Origin of the sequence: Nonomuraea sp. NPDC003804, from assembly GCF_040610675.1 — a bacterium.
Classification (GTDB): domain Bacteria; phylum Actinomycetota; class Actinomycetes; order Streptosporangiales; family Streptosporangiaceae; genus Nonomuraea.
In genome coordinates this window covers 112,311-130,655 of sequence record NZ_JBEXMT010000003.1, presented here as the reverse complement: position 1 = coordinate 130,655, position 18,345 = coordinate 112,311, and the positions used below count along the sequence as shown (strand labels likewise).

Below are 18,345 nucleotides of genomic sequence, written 5' to 3'. Positions count from 1 at the left end.
TCGCCGGGCTTCTCTTCGCCGGGCTTCTCTTCGCCGGGCTTCTCTTCGCCGGGCTTCTCTTCGCCGGGCTTCTCTTCGCCGGGCTTCTCTTCGCCCGGCTTCTCTTCGCCCGGCTTCTCTTCGCCCGGCTTCTCTTCACCGGGCTTTTCCTCGCCCGGCTTCTCTTCGCCCGGCTTCTCTTCGCCCGGCTTCTCTTCGCCCGGCTTGTCGTCGCCTGGTTTGTTGTCGCCGGGCTTGTCGCCGCCCGGGTTCATGGGGTCTCCGCCGGGGTTGGTCGGGTCGCCGGTCCCGTTGTCACCGGGGGTCTCGCCGGGCTGCTGGTCCGAGCCGTCGCCGCCGGAGTTCCCCTGGTCGGAGTCGTTCTGTCCTGAGCCGTCGCCGTCACCGTTGCCGTCGCCGCCCTGGTCGCCCTGGCTGTCGGAGCCGGTGTCCGGGTCGTCGATGTCGTCCAGGCCGCCCTCGAGATCGGCAGGGTCGGCGTCGCCGCTGCCCTCGACGTAGCCGTCGTCCCCGGACAGGTCGGCGCCGGCGTCGTCGGTGGCCGGGTCCCACGCGGGATCTCCCTCGGCCGCCTCGGGCTCGACGAGCCCTGGCTCGGTGTCCTCCGGCTCGCCGGACTCGGCTGCGCCGGCGTCGGAGTCGGTGGCCTCGCCCGAGCCGGGCTGACCGGGCTGGGCGGGATCGCTGGAGGCCAGTTCCGTCTCGGCCGCGCTCGACCCTTCCAGGTCGGCCGGCGCGGCGGGCCCTGTGACGGGGGCGCCGCTCGTGTCGACGGGCGACGAGGGCGCCGGTTCGCCGAACGCTATGGCGGCACCGCTCGCGCCTCGCGCGTCGTCGATGTCCCGTAAGCGATCAGGTTCGGCGGCCAGCCCCCAGTTCAGAAGGCTGTCCATGCTGCGTTGCTCGCTCACCCGGCCTCCGTCCCCCGGCTTTCAGTGATCCGAAACAGTAGCTCAAGTCGGGGCACTCCGGGCAGGCGGAGGGGCCGATCGTCGTTTTCGTTGACTCCGAATCGACATCCGGGGTCAATGGCGTGCAATCCACCTACCTGCGCGTTTGCCGCCGAGCCGCCGTGTCGTTATCGAGCTGTGATCTGCATGCTTGTTAGTTATGTTGCGACGGGGGTCCTATGTGCCCTTTGATGTTGGATGCGGTGATCGCTCCCCGTCTCTTGACGGCTGAGGCCGTAACGGGGGTGGCGCTGCTCTTGGACAGAGCCACACGGCACAGGAGGTACCAGTGGCGGACATCAACTTTTATCAGGCGAGCAGAAGCCAGATCATCCGGGCCAGGGACCTCGTGGTCGCCGCACATGAGGAGATCGAGGGCCTGCGCCAGGCCGTCATCATGACGGGCGAGAACCTCGCGAGCGGCTGGGCCGGCAAGGCGGCCGAGTCGTTCGGAAGGGCCATGATCGACTGGGACGACAACATGAGGTTCGTCCGTGACGACCTCTTCAAGGTCGGAGAGACGCTGGGCGCGAACGCCGAGATGTACCAGAAGGCGGACGACGAAGCCGACGGCGCGAACTTCGTCCAGGGTCTCATCAACCGCTAGGAGGTCAACATGCCTATTCCTCACGTTTCTCACGACACTGGCGCTAGCGGGGCAAGTGACCGCGTCAAGGTCAACTTCGGGACGATGGACGTCGTCACCGGTGACCTCACGGCGATGGTGAACAGGTTCGAGCAGATCACCACCGACCTGCTGCGCGATCTCGCGCTGGTCCTCGGCACCGGCGAAACCGAGGGCATCGGCAAGGACGAGAAGGACGACGTCAACGCCTGGGCCGGTGGCGCGAAGGGCTTCTTCGAGGCCAAGAAGCGCCTGTGGAACCAGCAGGCCGAGACGATGCGCAACGAGCTGCTCGCCGCCAAGAACCACGTCAACCAGGCCAGCGAGAACTACCAGATCGCCGAGCGTCACAACCAGTCCATGTGGTCGCAGTTCTGAGGCCGGTCGGCTCACCGGTCACCGCTTTCGGGCGGTGGCCGGATTTGTCGTCGTCATGAGGATGGAAGGGCACCATGGCAGGACCTGACGGCGGGTGGCCGGGTCTCAAGGGTGACGAGAACACCGTCGAGTTCAGCGTCGAGCGGATGCGCGCGATCGCCAAGGAGATGCGCGGCATCCTCACGGTCATGAACGGCAGGGGCATGGGCGGCCCCGCCATCCCCGGCGACCGGTACATGACCGGCGCCCTGGAGAGCGTTCAGGGGCACGCCAGGATCAGCCACAACGAGATCGGCAGCTGGTCCACGGCGAGCAGGTTCGCCCACGCGGTCGGCTCGACCGACCCGGATCCAGGCGGCGTGGTCAGTCTCGAAGGCAATTCGCGCGGCTTCGAAGCGGTCTACGCGAAGTTCGTCTCGACGTTCGAGAAGGTCGTGCAGGCGCTCGAGGACCACGCGGTCGAGTACGAGAAGAGCAACGTCTTCAACGGCGGCTGACGTCCGCCAATTGGAAGGTGCAGGGTGGCCAGCGAGTCGAACACCTACACGATCAAGACCGGCGAGGCTCCCGAAGCCGGTCAGGTGACGGCGTCCGCCGACCAGATCAAGGTCTGGCTGGACAACACCGATTCCGCTGCCGTGGTCCGGGCCGCCGACGCCTACTCCAGCGCCGCCTCGATGATCGGGCTGGCGAGGGAGTCGCTGATGGCCGCGGCCAAGGGGCTCAGCGAGATGTGGGGCGGCCCCACCGCCGCGCTCTTCCAGGCCGGGCTGCACAAGCTCGACACCACGGGCGACGAGCTGGCCACCAAGATGAAGGCGGTCTCGACGGCGCTCAGCGACTACGGCGGCACGCACCTTCCTGACGCGGTCAGCAAGGTGAACGCCATCGAGCCGCTGCCCGGCACGTCTTCGGGCAGCTCGGAGCCCGCGCCGACGCCCACGGTCACCACCACGCCCAGTCCGACGTCGAAGCCCTCGTCGACCGCAACGCCCAAGCCCTCGCCGGGCCCCACGCCGCTCCCGCCGGGCTCGGACCCGGTGGCGGAGGCCAAGGCCAGGCGGGACGAGAAGGCGCGGCAGATCCTGGAGGATCTGAACAAGCAGATCGTCTCCCTCTACGCCCAGGTGCCGGACGAGGTCTCCTACGACCTGGAGATCCCGGCCCCGCCCAGCGCGACCGACGGATACCAGTCCACCAGCTACACCTCCCGGGACCGGTACCAGCCGGCCTTCAGGGGCGGCACCCCCGACGCGCCGGCCTTCGAGGACGGCGACACGCGACCCGGCACGGGTGGCGGCACCGACCGGCCCGGCACCGGCGGACCGGGGCAGGGCCCTGGCGCAGGCCCCGGTGACGGTGATGGTGACGGTGACGGATCCACGCCGACGAACCCCGAGAAGCCGGGCACGCCCCCTGGTACCCCGCCGGGCACGCCGCCGGGCACCGGCACTCCGCCGCCCGGAGGCGACCCGACCGTTCCCGGCGGCAACGGCGACCCCGGCACGGGGACGGGCCCGGGTGACACGGGCAGCGGCAGGGGCGACGGCACCACGCCACCGGTGATCGGCGAGGACAACGGCTCCCGCCAGACGGAGACGGCCTCCTACAGGCCGCTCCAGACCCCCCCGACGACCACACCCACGACCACCCCGCCGACCACGCCGACGCTGACCACCCCGACGACGCCGTACACCCAGATCCCGGCGACCACGCCGCCCACGATCTCCACCACGCCGGGGCTGCCGAACACCGTCGTCGGGCCGACCAACGGCGCGCCCGGCGTTCCCTCGGTGATCGGCGGCGGGACACTCGGCGGGCAGAACGCGGTGACCTCGGCGGCCGCCCGCGCCGGCTACGGCACGGGCATGCCGCACCTGATGGGCGGCTTGGGGGGCACCATCGGCGGCGGTGGCGAGAACGAGGAGAACACGCACACGACGAACCTGCGGGAGGACCGCAACCCGTGGGCTTCCTCGCATGACGTGACCACGGACCTCCTCGGCAGGACGGGTGAGGCCTGATGGCTTCCCCCACCGGCCAGTGGCCGGAGATGACGACCGTGGGCGCGGTGAACCAGTCGCCGTCCTCCGGCATCCGCTTCGTCAAGGATCAGCTGAAGCCGACGTCGGCCGGCCTGGAGGACAACGCGGAGACGGCCGACGCGCTGGCCACGCGGACGAGCAGCGTCAACATCTACTACCCCATGGCGCTCATGGGCGTGAAGAGCGCCCACGAGCAGGCCCGCGACCAGGAGGCCGAGTCCGCCAGGGTCGCCGGCGAGGCGCTCAAGACGTGGCGCACCGCCCTGACGATGGCCGACGCCAACTACCGCAAGTCCGATGACGACAGCCAGTTCAAGCCGCCCGGTATCACCCCGGCGGGGCTCGGTGACCTCGGCGGTCTCGGGAACCTGGGCGGCCTGGGCAACCTGGGCGGCGCCGGCCTGAACCCGGGCGGCATCAACACCCCCGGTCTCGACCGGCCGGACCTCCAGACGCCCAAGCTGCCGCTCGACGACCCGAACCTCAAGACCCCCGATCTCAAGACCCCTGACCTCAAGACCCCCGACCTCAAGACCCCTGACCTGAACAGCCCGGATCTGAAGACCCCCGATCTCAAGACCCCGGACCTGAACAGCCCGGATCTGAAGACGCCGGACCTCAACAGCCCCGACCTCAACCGGCCGGACCTCAAGACGCCGGACCTGAACAACCCCAACCTCAAGACCCCGGACCTGAACGACCCGCGGTCGACGGGCCTGGCGGACTACCAGCCGCCGAACCTGCAAACACCGAACCTGCGCACCCCCGAAGTCACGCCGACCACCTACACGGGCGACCCGACCGCGTCGTACGGCAGGACAGGCACGGGCATGGGGACGGGCACGGGTACCGGCACGGGGCCCGGCTCCGGCCTCGGTGGCGCGGGCGCCGGCCTGGGCGGCGCGCGTGGCCTCAACGGCGCGGGCGGCGCGCCGATGATGCCGATGATGCCGCCGATGGGGGCGGGCGGTCAGGGCGACAACAAGGAAAGGGAGAGGGACACCTACGAGCTTCGCGAGGACGAGGGTGTCTGGATGGACCAGGACGGTATCGCACCCCAGACGCTGACCCACGAGGTGTGACCATGGGCCCCACTTTGACGCGCTACGTGACCGCGATCAGCATCCAGGCAGGTGCCGCCGTGTGGATCAGGCGGCTGTGGGCGGGGGCGATTCCTCTTTGCTTCGTGGCGTGCGCCGCGGACACCGAACCCATCGATGGCGGCGGGCGGTCGTACAAGTCCGCGGAGAAGGGCGGCGAGACGACGGAGATCGCCGCCGTGCGCGACGCGCTGGCCAAGTTCGAGAAGGACCTGCAGGAACGCGCCGAGTGGGAGGGCCCGGCCTGGGCCTCCTTCAAGCCGTACCTCGACGACTTCAAGGACGAGTGGAACAAGAAGGGCGATCATCGCGACGCCCTGGGCGAGGCGGTCAGCTCCCCCAAGGGGCTGATCGAGGCCGGTGCCTACCTGGCCGAGGTCACCTCTCTGGCCATGCTGTCTCTGGCCGTCTTCATGCGGGGGACGTGGGCGGCAGGCCCCGCGGGCGTGGTGGCGGGTGAGACGGCCGCGAGCACCGTGGGTCCGCAGATCGGCCGGATCTCCACCGGGGCGCTCAAGAAGATGACGCTCGTCGGCCTCGCCATCACCCCCATCGTGATGGCCGTCATGCAGCTCGGCCAGCAGCAGGCGGCGAAGTTCCAGGACATGAAGGCGATGCCCGCCTTCGACGCCCTCGGCCTGCAGTACGACAAGGCCTCGGGCCGCATCATGCCGAAGACGGTCGGCAACCAGACCTTGCCGGGGATGCCCCAGGGGTCGACGGGCCTGCCGGACACGTTCCCGGTCTGAGTACGGCGGGGCGGGCCTCAGCCGGGAATGGTGAGGACCTGCCCCACCCGCAGGACCGTCGGGTCGGGGCCGATCAGGTCGCGGTTGGCGTTGTAGATCTCCCGCCACCGGGATCCGTCGCCCCACACCTTGTCGGCGACCTCCCACAGCGAGCCCTCGTTCACCGACCACCGGTCGACGGTGGGCCGCTCCCACGACGGCAGTTGCTCGGGCACGTCCGACGTGTGCAGCGGCCGCCACACCCGGAACACGGAAGTCGGTGCGAAGCCGAGCGCCTGCTTCTGCGCGTCGGGCCCCAGCTTGGCCAGCCACGGAAGCTTCGAGGTGGCCCAGTTGCGCGCCGCGACGAAGCTGCCGAAGGCCATGCCGGACTCGGCGACCGCCGTACCGCTCTTGGTCAGCGTGGCCGCCCAGGAGGCGGCCGAGCCGCCCTGGAACAGGCCCTTGCTGAACGGCCCTGCGATGGGCAGGAAGACGCCCGCGAGGGTGGCCGCCGTGGTGATGCGCCCTGCCTGCGCGAACGTGAGGGGGGAGAGGTTGAAGATGCTCTCGCCCTTCATTCCCTGCGCGGCCATCTGGGTGCCGATGACGCCGCCGTAGACCCAGGCGGAGGTCTTGGCGTAGGAGCTGAAGCTCGCCGAGGCCAGCTTGGTCATGACCTTGACGTCGAAGGGGCGCAGAGCGGCCGTCTTGAGCATGTTCCCGATCTTCGGCACGACGGTCAGCCGGCCGGCGAGCGGCAGCCTGGACAGGACCATTCCCGCGGCCTTGAGCAACCCAGAGAGCCGTTGCAGCAGCGCGACCGCGGCCATGACCAGTTTGGTGGTCCTGAGGTAGGCCAGGTAGGCGGCCCAGAGGGAGGCGGCCAGCCGCAGCGCGAAGAACAGCGCCGCCCAGAGCACGGCCGTCCTGACCAGCTCGACGATGGCCTGCTTGGTCATCCTGGTGGCGGAGAGGACGGCCTCGAGAACCTCCGCGACGCCGACGCAGCTCTGCTTGAGGGCGGCGCGGGCCTTCGGGTCGACGACCTTGCCCCACGCCGTTCTGAACTGGTCGGCGGCCCCGCCCTGCCACTCCTGCACGATCTTGGCCACCGCCGGGTCGATCGCCTGGTGCAGGCGATCGAGGTCGCGGTCGAGCCGGCGGTGGGCGCCGGCGGCCCCCATCAGGCGGTCCTCGATGCGGTCGTCGAACATCCGGGGCAGCGCGTGCCACATGGCGGCCAGCGTGCTGAACAGCGGCCCGGGATTGAGCACCGTGCCGGGATCGAAGTCCCAGCCCCACGAGGCGGGGTTCCAGTTCCAGGTGAACGGGTTGACGCTGGGCTCTCGCGTCATCGGGGCGCCGCCTTCTCGTAGGCGTCCTCGGACCGGTCGAGCGCGACGGCGATGAACTGCAGCGCCTGGAGGAGGTCGGACAGGTAGGTGTCCACGCTCTCGTAGCGTCCCGGGTCGCCGACGTAGGCGTCGGCGACCTTCTCGGCGCCCGGGGCGAGCCCGAAGTCCTGCCGGGTCAGCGCGGCCGGAGCGAAGGCGTGCCGCATCGCGGCGACGTCGTCCATCTGATCGGCACACACCCGCATGGCCCTGCGGAGCGAGTCCGGCAGGTAGGTGAACCCTTGTGAATCCTGCCCCACAAACACTCCTTATCCGTTTTACGGGGGAGGATAGGAACTCGAGTTAACGGTGGTGAAATATTCGGTGTCAGATTTGAGGAGTTGTTGAGCATGCGGATCCTGCTCGTCGAGGACGACGACAGGTTCGCCGACGCGCTCGCGACCGCGTTACGGCGGCACGGACACCATGTCGAGCGGGCCCGTTCGGCCGCCGAGGCGCAGGCCGCGGCGGAGGACGCGGCGCGGGAGCTCGTCCTGCTCGACCTCGGACTGCCCGATCTGGACGGGGTGGACCTCCTGCGCCGCCTGCGCGCCGACTCGCGGATCGGGATCATCGTGGTCACGGCGCGGGGCGAGGAGGCGCAGCGGGTGCGCGGCCTGCGCGCCGGGGCCGACGACTACATCGTCAAACCGTTCGGCGTGGCCGAGCTGGAGGCGCGGATGGAGGCGGTCATGCGCAGGGTGCGCAGCCACCGCCCCACCGCGCGCGGCACCAGCACGTACGGCCCGCTCGACGTGGACGAGGTCGGCCGCGCGGTCAGGGTGAACGGCGTCGACGTCCGCCTCACCCGCAAGGAGTTCGACCTGCTGAACGCCCTGGTCCGCGCCGACGGCGCGGTGATCGGCAGGGACGGCCTGCTGGCCGAGGTCTGGCAGACCACCTGGCAGGGCGGGGCGCGCACGCTCGAGGTCCACATCGCCAGCCTGCGCGCCAAGCTCGGCGACCCCGGCCTGATCGAGACCGTTCGCGGCATGGGCTACCGCATGCGAACGCTGTGACATGCGCCGCCGCCTGCTGATCAGCTACATGTCGCTGCTGGCGCTGTCGCTGGCCGTCCTCATGGTGCCGCTGGCGGTCAACCTGGCCGTGCGCGAGACGCACGAGTCGTTCATCGAGCAGCAGGGCGACACCCAGCGCTTCGCCTCGCAGGCCGACCCGGCGCTCGGCCCGGCCAAGAACGTGGGGCTACGGGCCGAGCTGGTCCGCTACCACGAGCTGTTCGGCATCGGCGCCGCCGTCCTCGACGCCGAGGGCAAGATCGTCGCGGTGGCCCCGCCGACGCTGTCGCTCGGCGCGGCGCGCAGGCCCGTCGAGCGGGCCCTGTCGGCCGACCAGCGGCCCCCCGAGACGATCTGGCCGTGGCAGGCTGCCGACCTCGTCGTCGCGGTTCCGGTGATCCAGGAGGGCGAGGTGGTCGGCGCCGCGGTGACGATCGCGCCCACCGGCACGCTGCGCGCGCGGATCGCCGGTACCTGGGTGGTCCTGTTCGCCGGCTACCTGCTCGCTCTGGCGCTGACCTGGCTGGCGGCCAGACGGCTGGCCCGATGGACGCTCCGCCCGGTGCTCGAACTCGACGCCGTCACCCACGACATCATCCACGGACGGCTGACCGCCAGGGTCGCCAGGATGGACGGACCACCAGAGCTGCGGCGCCTGGCACGCTCGTTCAACCGTATGGCCGACACCGTCACGGACCTGCTCGAACGCCAGCAGGCCTTCGTCTCGGACGCCAGCCACCAGCTGCGCACCCCGCTGGGCGTGCTGCGGCTGCGGGTGGAGAACCTGGCCGACCACCTGAACGAGAGTGGGCTGCGCGAGCACGCGCTCACGGTGGAGGAGACCGACCGCCTCACCCGCATCCTGGAGGGGCTGCTGGCGCTGGCCACGGCGGAGCGCCACGACGGCCCCGGGCAGGTCGAGGTCGACGCGGAGGAGGTCGTGGACGGGCGTGTGGCGGCATGGCAGGGCCAGGGCGCGGTGCTGCGCCGTACGGGCGGGCTGGACGCGCCGGTCCTCGCGCTGCCCGAGGCGCTGGACCAGATCCTCGACGCGTTGATCGACAACGCGCTCAAGTTCGGCGCCCGCACGGTCACCGTCCACCTGGAGCGGGTGGCGGGACAGGCCGTGATCCGCGTGATGGACGACGGGCCCGGACTGCCGGAGGAGGAGCTCGCGCGGGCCACGGAGCGGTTCTGGCGCTCGGCCAGGCACCAGAACGTGGACGGCACGGGCCTCGGCCTGTCGATCGTCAACGTGCTGGCCGGTGCCTCGGGCGGCTGCGTCGAACTGCTGGCCCGCGAGCCCACGGGCCTGGAGGTCAGGATCTGCTTTCCCGGTAGTAGCGGATCGCGCCCTGATGCAGCGGCACGGGATGCGTGGCGAAAGCGGACCTGACGTTGAGCCTGCGCGCTTCCGGGTGCGCCCGCTCGAGCGCCTCCCTGTCGCTGAACAGCAGGCGCGTCAGGTCGTAGGCGAGGTCCTCGGCCATGCCCCGCCGGACGACCAGGTAGTCGGGCACGCCGATCGAGCCGCAGGCGGGCAGGCCGTACGTGGAGGCGGGGATGGTGCGCGGGCTGTAGAACTCGCCGTGCCTGCGCCGCATCGGCTCGGCGTGGTCGCGCAGGTCCACCAGGCGGACCAGCCGGCGCGCGGCCAGCTGGCTGATCGTCTGGGTGGGCAGCCCGCCGGAGAAGAAGAAGGCGTCGATCGACCCCGCCGCCAGCGCCGCGGCCGACGATGCCAGGTCGAGCCGGTCGACCGCGCGTGGCCTGACCCTGGCGAGGGACAGCAGCCGCCTGGCGATGATCTCGGTGCCCGAGCCGGCGGCCCCGCAGGAGACCCGCCGTCCGCGCAGGCCGGCGAGCGCCACGATGCCCGAGCCCGTACGCACCACCAGATGGAGGTAGTTGTCGTACAGCCTGGCCAGCGCGCGCACCGGCTGCGGCGCCTCGAACGGCGGCTCCCCGGCGACGGCGAGCGCGGCCGAGTCGGCCAGCGTGAAGGCCACGTCGGCCTGGCCGGCGGACACGAGCCTGAGGTTGTCCAGCGACGCGCCCGTGGCGATCACCTTCGGCCGCAGGCCGGAGCCCTCCGCGGAGATCGCCGCGGCCAGGCCCTCGCCGTAGTCGAAGTACACGCCGCCGCGCTGGCCCGTGGCGATCACCAGTGGCGTCGTCCCGTGCCCGCCCGCGCAGCCGGCCGGCGCGCCGAGCGGGGCCGCGAGCAGAGCGGCCAGCACCGCCCTGCGGCTACTGCCCGACCGCAACGGGGTTCAGCGCCTTGGCCGGATCGAGCGTCGGGCCGGGCGGGATGGCGTGGAGCAGATGGGTCGGCACCGGGGTCACGTCGGCGGCGTCGTAGCCGAGCTTGCCCACCAGGTCGCCCGACTGCAGCGGGAACTTGCGGCCCTGGTCGGTGATGAGCTCGTAGGTGTTGATCGCGGCCTGCTGGTTCTCTCCCGGCAGCAGCCCGGCCAGCGCGGCTCCGCCCGCCGGGAGGATCACCTGGTCGAAGTACTGCTCGCTGCCCGTCACCGCGGGCGGCTTGATGGTGATGGTGCTGCCGATCGTCAGCTTGGCCTTGACCGAGCCCTTGGCGGTGTCGGAGTAGACCGCGCACAGCGGCGACGTGCCCGGCACCGTGACGACCTTGGGGAGGGTTTGCGGCAGGCCGTTGCTCGTCCAGTTCTTCGTCGCCGACAGCCTGCTGTTGGCGGTGGCCGCGTCGATCTCGCGCTCGACGGCCCTGCCGCCGGGGTAGGCCGCCTTGATCCTGGTGTCCTGGAGGAACAGGCTCGCCTGGGTCTGGCTGATGGGCGCCAGGCCGTCGGACAGCAGGACGAACCACCGGTCGGGGCTGCCCGCGACGCCGGACGTGGTGAAGATCTGGCCGATCCTCGCGGCGCGCCCGTCCGGGCCCTTCGTCCGCCTGCCCAGGCCGTCGACCTCCGGCGCGCGGAAGTCGGGACCGTCGGGGATGGCGTTCAGCCAGGAGGCCGGCACCTTCCGGGTGGCGCTCGCGCCCAGCGCCTGCAGGCCCTCGGGCCCCACCCGCATCTTCTGGTCGTTGAAGATCACGTACGCGGTCGGCCGGCCGGTGCGCCGGGCCTCGACCACCACCATGGCGTCCGACCCGACCGGCCTTCCGCCCACCGGGATGCCGCCCAGCAGCGACACGAACTGCTTGCGGTCGCTCGACAGCGTGGGGTTGTCCATGACACAGGCTGACCACGGCCCTTTGACCAGCTTGTCCTTGGCCGGCAGGGAGTGGGGCAGGCCCGGGATGCCGACCATCGGGCCGCGCTCGAACTTCGCCAGCGAGGCGGCCTTCACGCTGCGCACCTGGACGTCCGTGCTGTCGAGCAGCAACCGCGCGGAGACGTAGTTGGCGACGGGCAGCAACCTGCCCTGCTGCTGGCTGTAGACGAACGTGGCGCCGCTGTCCTCCTCGACGAGCAGCTGCCCCGGGTCGGTGAGGTTGGTGGCGTGGCCCGGCTTGATCAGACCCCAGATCCCGAACCCGGCGACGACCAGCACCCCGATGAGCACGCCGCAGAACATCGCCACGTTCTGCCTGCGCATCGGCGACTCGGGAACGTCCGGTTCGGCCTGCAGGAGGGCCATGCCCATGCGCTGCATCATCAGCCGGTGGGCCTGGTAGAGATCCTTTCGGGTCTGCATGGAGGCCAGCATAGGAGGCTATGTCCAAGTTCCACATGACTTGGTCAGGTTCCACTACAGTCGAGATCACGATGACGGAGGTGGGCACATGGCAGAGCCAAGAGAAACGGTAAGCGTCGAGGACAGGTGGCCCGGTCTGGACCCGAAGCCCGGCGAGATCGACCTGACGTCGAAAGAGCAGCTTGTCAACATCCTCAAGGATCTGGCCGGTGCGCTGGAACGCCTCGAAGGACTGGAGGTCGGCTCGCTGCCCGACCTCAAGCGTCGTGCCCTGCTCACGAAGCCGGTCGTCATGGGGGGCTGGCCGGCGGGCGATGACTTCTTCGACGCGACCACCAATGCCTATACCTATGTCAGCCACATCTACGAGTCCATCAATTACAAGTTGCGAGCCGCGATCCAGAAGATCAACGACGGGGGCGGCCTCCTCGTGGACGTCGATGATCTGAACAAGGGGAGGCAGAGCGTCTGATGGTGGATGTCACGCCGAAGGAATACCCCGTCAAGGTCAAGGGCGCTGACTTCGAAGTCCACGGCGACCAGGCGGTGGAAAAGGTCAAGAGCATCATCGAGGGCCTGGACGCGCGCGCCATCGAGAAGGCCGGGGCCGCGTACCTCAGCGCCGGCACCATGCTGGCGCAGCTCATGAAGACGATCGAGGACGCCGCCTTCGCGATGGCGAAGATCTGGGGCGAGAAGTCGTCCGTCGACGCGCAGCAGTCCCTGCGCGCGATCTACGTCACCACGAAGAACCTGACGGGCTCCTGCAATGTGATTGGTCGTCAGCTCGAATCGCTCGGCAAGACCGTGATTCCCGCCTACCGCGATTACGGCGGGGATTACTCCTGGGCCGAGGGGCCCTCATGGACGCACGGCATCCCGGACCTCTGGGTCAACACCAAGGGCGACGGCGGCATGTGGTTCACCTCCGACAACGGCGCCGCCAAGGAGCATCTCAAGAACTTCCAGAAAGAACTCCAGACCATTCACGACCTGCTCCCGGAGTCGGTGCGCGAAGACCTGCCGGACATCACGCAGCAGAACGTACCGCCTCCCCAGATCACGCCTCCCAGGATTCCGAGCCCCGACGTCAAGACGCCCCCCTTCGACCCCACGAACTACGACCCGAACACCGGTGGCTACAAGCCCGGGAACGGCGGCTCCACGGGCAAGTGGCCGGACTACACCTTCCCGGACGGCAACGGGTCCGGCGGGAACGGGTCCGGCGGCAACGGCTCAGGCGGGAACGGGTCCGGCGGCAACGGCTCAGGTGGCAACGGGTCCGGCGGCAACGAGCCGAAGTACCCCGACTACCCCGGATCGGGCGACGGCTCGTCCACTGCTCCTCCGGGTGGAAGCGGAGTCAACCCCGTGAAGCTGCCCCACGACCCCACAGCAGGTATGAACACTCCCGACGCGCGCACCACCGAACTGGCCGACTTCCAGCGGCCCAACTTCGACAACCCGTCGAACAACCAGCAGATCGACGCCCGCACCGGGCTGCCCACGAACACCGGCACGAACACCGGGACGAACACCGGCACGAACACCGGCACGAACACCGGTACCGGCTCGAACACCGGCACCGGCACCGGCACGGGAACGGGCACCGGCACGGGATCGGGATCGGGCGGCTACGGGGCGGTCGCCCCGGCGAGCGCGCGCGGCACGAACGGCATCGGCACGGGCATGCCCATGCCGCTGGGCGGAGGAGCGCCGCACGGCCAGCAGGCGCAGCAGAGCGACCACTCGACCTGGCTGCTCGAGGATGAGGACGTGTGGGGCGGCGCCGCCGACGGCGTCACCAACCACACCCTGGGCCACCAGAACCCCAACCCGAGCCAGCAACAGGTCTAGCCGGGCAGCTCTAGCTGGGCAGCGCCGCCTGGACGGGGGTGACGGTGCCGAGCGTCACCAGCAGCCCCCGTCCCGGCGGCCCGCCGACCGCGCCGCGCGGCAGCCGTACGGTGAACAGGTCGCCGTCGGCGGGGCTCTGCACCGACAGCAGCAGTCCCGTGCGCGACTTGCGGGTCTCGGCGACGAAGCCGCGGTAGGCGGTCGCCAGGTCGGCCGTCGCGCCCGCGATGATCAGGCCGTGCTCGCCGTCCCTGCCGGTTCTGAGCGTCTCCTCCAGGAGCCGTCCCAGGGGCGAGTCGGGATTGACCAGCTCGGCGTCGTCGACGACCAGGACGTACCGGTCACGGCCGGACAGCAGCTCGCCCAGCCCGGCGGCGTCGCCGTCGAGGACGGCCAGCGCGCCCTCCAGACCGCGCAGCGGGCTGCGGCGGGGACAGACGGCGGCGACGGGCGTGCCGGTGGCGACCAGCGACCGGGCGGCCGTGAGCAGCGCGGAGGAGCGCCCCGACCGGGGCGGGCCGGCGATCACCGCGCCGGGGCCGTGCGCCAGCAGGTCCACGCCGACCGGGGCGAGCGCGTCGCCGCCCACCCCGAGCAGGGCCCACAGCGGACCCTTCGGCGCGGGGCCGAGCTCCAGGGCCTGGCTCGCGGTCACGCGCATCGGCAGCGCGTCGACGCGCAGCGGCGGCTCGCCCTCGGGCTCGCGGGCGCGGGCCAGCTTCTGCAGCGCGGCGACCTGCGCGGGACCTGACGGGTCGGGGTCGAGCAGCGCGATCTGGCTCTCCACGACGCCCTGCTCCCGCACGGACAGCGCGCGGCCCTGCGGCATCGCGGCCGGCAGGTCCTTCCCCGGCAGCCCGGCCAGGCCGTAGTCGGCCGGATCGGCCAGGCGGAGGACCAGCCGCTCGTCGAAGACCGTCGACACCTGGCCGAGCAGCGCCGAACGGTCGCCCGTCACCACCGCTCGCAGCCCCACCGCGGGACCCTCCCTGAGCAGCTGCAACAGCCCCTCGGTGAGCCTGCCGTAGTCGTAGCCCTCGAACGCGGCGACGTATCCCTCCCACCTGTCGAGCATCAGCACCAGCCACGGCAGCCGGTGGCCCGCCGCCCGGTACTCGGCCAGCGAGGCGTGGCCCGCCTCGGCCAGCAGCTGCTGCCTGCGGCCGACCTCCTCGCGCAACCCGGCGAGCAGCCGTTCCACCCGGTCGAGCTGGTCGCGCGTCACGACCGCGCCGCAGTGCGGCAGCGCGACCAGGGGCAGCAGCGCGCCGGACCCGCAGTCGACGGCGTGGACGTGCACGTCGGCGGGGGAGTACCCGGCGGCGATGGCGCCCGCGATCGTGCGCAGCGCGGTGGACCGGCCGCTGCGCGCGGCGCCCGCGATCAGCAGGTGCCCGCCCCGCTCGAGGTCGAGCCGCAGCGGCCGCCGCGCCTGCGCCCACGGCAGGTCGCTCACCCCGAAGGCCAGCCCCTCCGGCCGGTCGAGGACCACCTGCTCGGGCAGCGGCGGCAGCCACGGGCTCGGCTGCTCTGGCACGCCGGCCCGCTCCGCCGCCACCGCGATCGTGTCGGCCAGGATCGCCAGGTCGCTGATCGCCGCCCCCTGGAGGGGTTCGGGCGGCGGCGGCAGCGCCCTGCCCAGCGCGTGCCAGCCCAGCTCGACCGCCCGCAGCCGCGCCTGAGCGTCGCCGGGCGCCCGGCCGCCCACCCGCGCCGCCTGGACGGCGACCGCCGCCCCCGCGCCCGACCTGACGTAGCACCGGCCCGGCGTCGCCTTGGAGATGTGCGCGGCGTCGGGAAGGCCGATCACGTCGGCCGACTCGGCCGCCTCGGTCACCCTGAGCGCGATCCGCAGCGAGGTGTTGGCCTGGATCTCGGCCGTCACCACTCCGGCCGGCCGCTGCGTGGCCAGGATCAGGTGGACGCCGAGCGACCGCCCCCTGCGCGCGATGTCGACCAGCCCCGCCACGAAGTCGGGAAGCTCGGCGACCAGCGCCGCGAACTCGTCGATGATCAGCACCAGGCGCGGGAGCGTGCCGTCGTGGTCGTCGATGTCCTTGGCGCCCGCCTCCAGCAGCAGCCGTTCCCTGCGCCTGAGCTCGGCGGCCAGCGAGGTGAGGGCGCGCTGGGTGAGGTGGCCGTCGAGGTCGCTGACCATGCCGACGGTGTGCGGGAGCCTGGCGCAGTCCTTGAACGCCGCCCCGCCCTTGTAGTCGATCAGCACGAACGACAGCTGGTCGGGCCGGTTGCGCGCGGCCAGCGCGCAGATGAGGGTCTGCAGCAGCTCCGACTTGCCCGCGCCCGTCGTGCCGGCGACCAGGGCGTGGGGGCCGTCGGCGGCGAGGTCGACGGTGAACGGGCCCTCGGGCCCGACGCCGAGCACCGCCCGCGTGGTCGGCGCGGACCACTGGACCGGCGGGTCGAGCAGGTCGAGCAGGCGCACGGTCTCGGGCAGGCTGCCCGACGGGTCGTCGCGGGAGACGTCGCGAAGCGGCGACAGCGCCCTGGCCAGGCGCTCGCACCACGACGGCGGCACCCGGTCGGCGAGCACGGCGCCGAGAGCGTCGAGGCCGCCGCCGCGCAGCCGTACCAGGCCGTCGGGGCCGCACGTGGCGACGGTCTCGCACTCCTCGGGCAGCAGCCGCTGCTCGTCGTCGACGGCCAGGGTGTACACGCCGGCGCGCGGGCCCTGCCGCAGCACCTGCGGCATGCCGGGCAGGCCGCGCAGCACCTGCGCGCCGTCGAGCACGACCAGCACGTCGTAGGGACGCTCGTCGTAGGCGGGCCGCCGGTCGGCCGCCTCGGGGCCGCCCAGGTCGTCCCAGCCGGTCGGGACCTTCCCGAACTCGGGGATCGAGGTGCTGAGCCGTTCGTCGACCAGCGCGGTCAGCTCCGCCACCCGCCTGCCCGCCGACTCGGGGTCGGCGCCGACCAGCGCCACGCAGTCCTCGCCACGGTGCGGCGCGCAGTGCGGCAGCCAGCGGACCCAGCCCCACCGCTCCCGCGCGTCGGTGCTCGCCGAGAGCACCACGATCGCCAGGTCGCGCGGGCTGTGCAGCGCCGCCGCCTGGGCGACCAGCCAGGCCACCAGGCCGGCGGCCTCCTCGCGCGGCCCCGTGACGCCCGCGACCCCGAGCCTGCGCATCGGCAGCGCCACCGGCACCTTCTCGCACACCGGAACGGGGTACGGCACGTCGAAGTCCAGCTCGGCCGGCAGGTCGGCGAGCCCGACGCGCAGCCGGAGCGCGTCGGCGTCGTGGATCCTGCGCTCCCACAGCCGCCCGCGCGGCCCGGTCGCCGTCAGCAGCACCTCGGCCGGGTCGGGGGCCGCCGCCCTCCTGGCCCGCTGGTCGTTCCTGCGGGCCAGCTCGACCTCCTCCTGGAAGAGGGCCAGCTCCTCGCGGTACCGCCTGACGGAGCGCTTGTGCTGCCTGCGCCCGTGGCGCCGCTCGCTCCACCACTGACCGACCATGATGAGCGGCGTCATGAGCGCGATGAGCAGGTAGTACCACTGGCCGGTGACCAGCATCATCGTCACGCCCAGCACCGCGGGCAGGAAGGCGGCCAGCAGCTGCAGCCGCATCGTCTCCACGCGCCCTGGCTCCCGCGGCACCTCGAACCCGCGCGCCGTGTCGGGCCGCTTCAGCCGTGGCGGGCGGTTGTAGGACAGGCCGCCGTCGGGGTGCGGCGCCAGGTGCGCGTCGGCGGGCTCGATCGCGGTCAGCGTGAAGATCGAGGAGCCGGCGGTGAGGAAGGCGTGCTCGGGCCATTCGACGGCGGCGGTGACGGGCTCGCCGTCCAGCAGGACGCCGGGGGGCTCGCCCGCCGGCGGGGTGTCCCGCAGCGCCAGCTCGTCGAGCTCCTCGGCGTACCTGCCTTTCGCCTTCTTCCTGGGCGGCTCGGCGGGCGGGCGTGGCGGTGGCTCGACGGTGATCTCGGCGGGGGTGATCCTCACGACCGCGGCCTCGGCGGCCAGCGCCGGATCCCGTACGGCCATCGCGCACGTGAGGTCGGCGCCGATGACGTGCACGCCCAGGCCCAGGCGGTGGACGGCGCCCGCGTCGGGGCCGCCGACGACCCTGACCTCGGCCACCCCGCCGGGCTCGGCCACCACGGTCAGGCCGGCCAGGCGGGGGTCGAGGGTGATCGTGTCGCCGTCGCGCAGGACCGCTCGGGCGGGCGCCCTCGGGTCGGCGGGCCGGCCGTCGCGCCACACCGTCGGCCCCCCGAACCCGAGACCGGTGTCGCTCACCGGAGGTGCCGCCACGCGCGGCGCGTCACGCTGCCGGGGGACGTGGGGCGGTTCGCCGAGTCCGTACGGCGCGCGGCTCCTGGGCAGGCGGACCACCTTGGCCAGCGGCTCGCCGGGCGGCTCGGCCAGCGCCTCGGCCACCTGGGCGACCGTCGTGGCCGCGGTGCCCTCGATCACGACGTCACGGTCGCCGCGCTCGTCGAGCACGGTGAGCATGATCCGCATGTGCCGTCTCCTCGGGATCGGACCGGCGGCCACGCTAACGCGCGCCTGCCGTACCCGCCGCCCGGACGACGACATCGGCATGAATCCT

At 71.8% G+C, this 18,345-nt stretch carries 16 protein-coding genes; 11 read left to right on the top strand and 5 right to left on the bottom strand.

What is annotated here, in order from left to right:
- The 7 genes from ABZX22_RS04935 to ABZX22_RS04905 all read left to right on the top strand — a co-directional run.
- Window positions 1–751 (top strand): pentapeptide repeat-containing protein (locus ABZX22_RS04935; RefSeq protein WP_354906493.1); only part of this gene is annotated, 751 nt, incomplete at its 5' end.
- 488 nt (window positions 752–1,239) lie between these two features.
- Window positions 1,240–1,557, top strand: a complete 318-nt coding sequence (locus ABZX22_RS04930) for a WXG100 family type VII secretion target (protein ID WP_354906166.1) — start codon at window positions 1,240–1,242, stop codon at window positions 1,555–1,557.
- Window positions 1,558–1,641: 84 nt separating this feature from the next.
- Window positions 1,642–1,953 (top strand): hypothetical protein, encoded by a 312-nt coding sequence (locus tag ABZX22_RS04925; protein WP_354906165.1) that lies wholly within the window; start codon window positions 1,642–1,644, stop codon window positions 1,951–1,953.
- Between the two features lie 74 nt (window positions 1,954–2,027).
- Window positions 2,028–2,450 carry a hypothetical protein gene (locus ABZX22_RS04920; protein ID WP_354906164.1) on the top strand — a complete coding sequence of 141 codons (423 nt, stop codon included), beginning with the start codon at window positions 2,028–2,030 and terminating at the stop codon, window positions 2,448–2,450.
- A 24-nt stretch (window positions 2,451–2,474) separates the two neighbouring features.
- Window positions 2,475–3,977, top strand: coding sequence for a hypothetical protein (locus ABZX22_RS04915; RefSeq protein ID WP_354906162.1), 1,503 nt, complete (start codon window positions 2,475–2,477; stop codon window positions 3,975–3,977).
- A complete protein-coding gene (locus tag ABZX22_RS04910) occupies window positions 3,977–5,080 on the top strand; it encodes a hypothetical protein (protein WP_354906161.1) in 1,104 nt (367 codons plus the stop codon). The genes ABZX22_RS04915 and ABZX22_RS04910 overlap by 1 nt, the downstream gene beginning before the upstream one ends.
- A gap of 2 nt (window positions 5,081–5,082) precedes the next feature.
- Window positions 5,083–5,847, top strand: coding sequence for a hypothetical protein (locus ABZX22_RS04905; RefSeq protein WP_354906160.1), 765 nt, complete (start codon window positions 5,083–5,085; stop codon window positions 5,845–5,847).
- 17 nt (window positions 5,848–5,864) lie between these two features.
- On the opposite strand, the gene ABZX22_RS04900 is transcribed toward ABZX22_RS04905, so the two are convergent.
- Window positions 5,865–7,184 carry a hypothetical protein gene (locus ABZX22_RS04900; protein ID WP_354906159.1) on the bottom strand — a complete coding sequence of 440 codons (1,320 nt, stop codon included), beginning with the start codon at window positions 7,182–7,184 and terminating at the stop codon, window positions 5,865–5,867.
- Window positions 7,181–7,483: a hypothetical protein gene (locus ABZX22_RS04895; protein ID WP_354906158.1), complete on the bottom strand. Its 303-nt coding sequence runs from the start codon at window positions 7,481–7,483 to the stop codon at window positions 7,181–7,183. Before ABZX22_RS04895 ends, ABZX22_RS04900 begins: the two co-directional genes overlap by 4 nt.
- A 90-nt stretch (window positions 7,484–7,573) precedes the next feature.
- On the opposite strand from ABZX22_RS04895, the gene ABZX22_RS04890 reads away from it, so the two are divergent.
- Complete coding sequence (locus ABZX22_RS04890; RefSeq protein ID WP_354906157.1) at window positions 7,574–8,242, top strand: response regulator transcription factor; 669 nt, start codon at window positions 7,574–7,576, stop codon at window positions 8,240–8,242.
- Between the two features lies 1 nt (window position 8,243).
- Window positions 8,244–9,638 carry a HAMP domain-containing sensor histidine kinase gene (locus ABZX22_RS04885; RefSeq protein WP_354906156.1) on the top strand — a complete coding sequence of 465 codons (1,395 nt, stop codon included), beginning with the start codon at window positions 8,244–8,246 and terminating at the stop codon, window positions 9,636–9,638.
- Here the strand turns inward: ABZX22_RS04885 and ABZX22_RS04880 are convergent.
- Window positions 9,562–10,509 (bottom strand): TAXI family TRAP transporter solute-binding subunit, encoded by a 948-nt coding sequence (locus ABZX22_RS04880; protein ID WP_354906155.1) that lies wholly within the window; start codon window positions 10,507–10,509, stop codon window positions 9,562–9,564. The two genes, ABZX22_RS04885 and ABZX22_RS04880, sit on opposite strands and share 77 nt — an antisense overlap.
- Complete coding sequence (eccB, locus tag ABZX22_RS04875) at window positions 10,493–11,923, bottom strand: type VII secretion protein EccB (protein WP_354906154.1); 1,431 nt, start codon at window positions 11,921–11,923, stop codon at window positions 10,493–10,495. Before eccB ends, ABZX22_RS04880 begins: the two co-directional genes overlap by 17 nt.
- 88 nt (window positions 11,924–12,011) lie before the next feature.
- Between eccB and ABZX22_RS04870 the strand changes: the two genes are divergently transcribed.
- Window positions 12,012–12,395, top strand: coding sequence for a hypothetical protein (locus ABZX22_RS04870; protein ID WP_354906152.1), 384 nt, complete (start codon window positions 12,012–12,014; stop codon window positions 12,393–12,395).
- Entirely contained in the window at window positions 12,395–13,780 is a 1,386-nt protein-coding gene (locus tag ABZX22_RS04865) for a hypothetical protein (RefSeq protein ID WP_354906151.1), read from the top strand. Before ABZX22_RS04870 ends, ABZX22_RS04865 begins: the two co-directional genes overlap by 1 nt.
- A 10-nt stretch (window positions 13,781–13,790) precedes the next feature.
- Here the strand turns inward: ABZX22_RS04865 and ABZX22_RS04860 are convergent, their stop codons facing one another.
- Window positions 13,791–18,257, bottom strand: a complete 4,467-nt coding sequence (locus ABZX22_RS04860) for an FtsK/SpoIIIE domain-containing protein (protein ID WP_354906149.1) — start codon at window positions 18,255–18,257, stop codon at window positions 13,791–13,793.
- Between the last annotated feature and the right edge of the window lie 88 nt (window positions 18,258–18,345).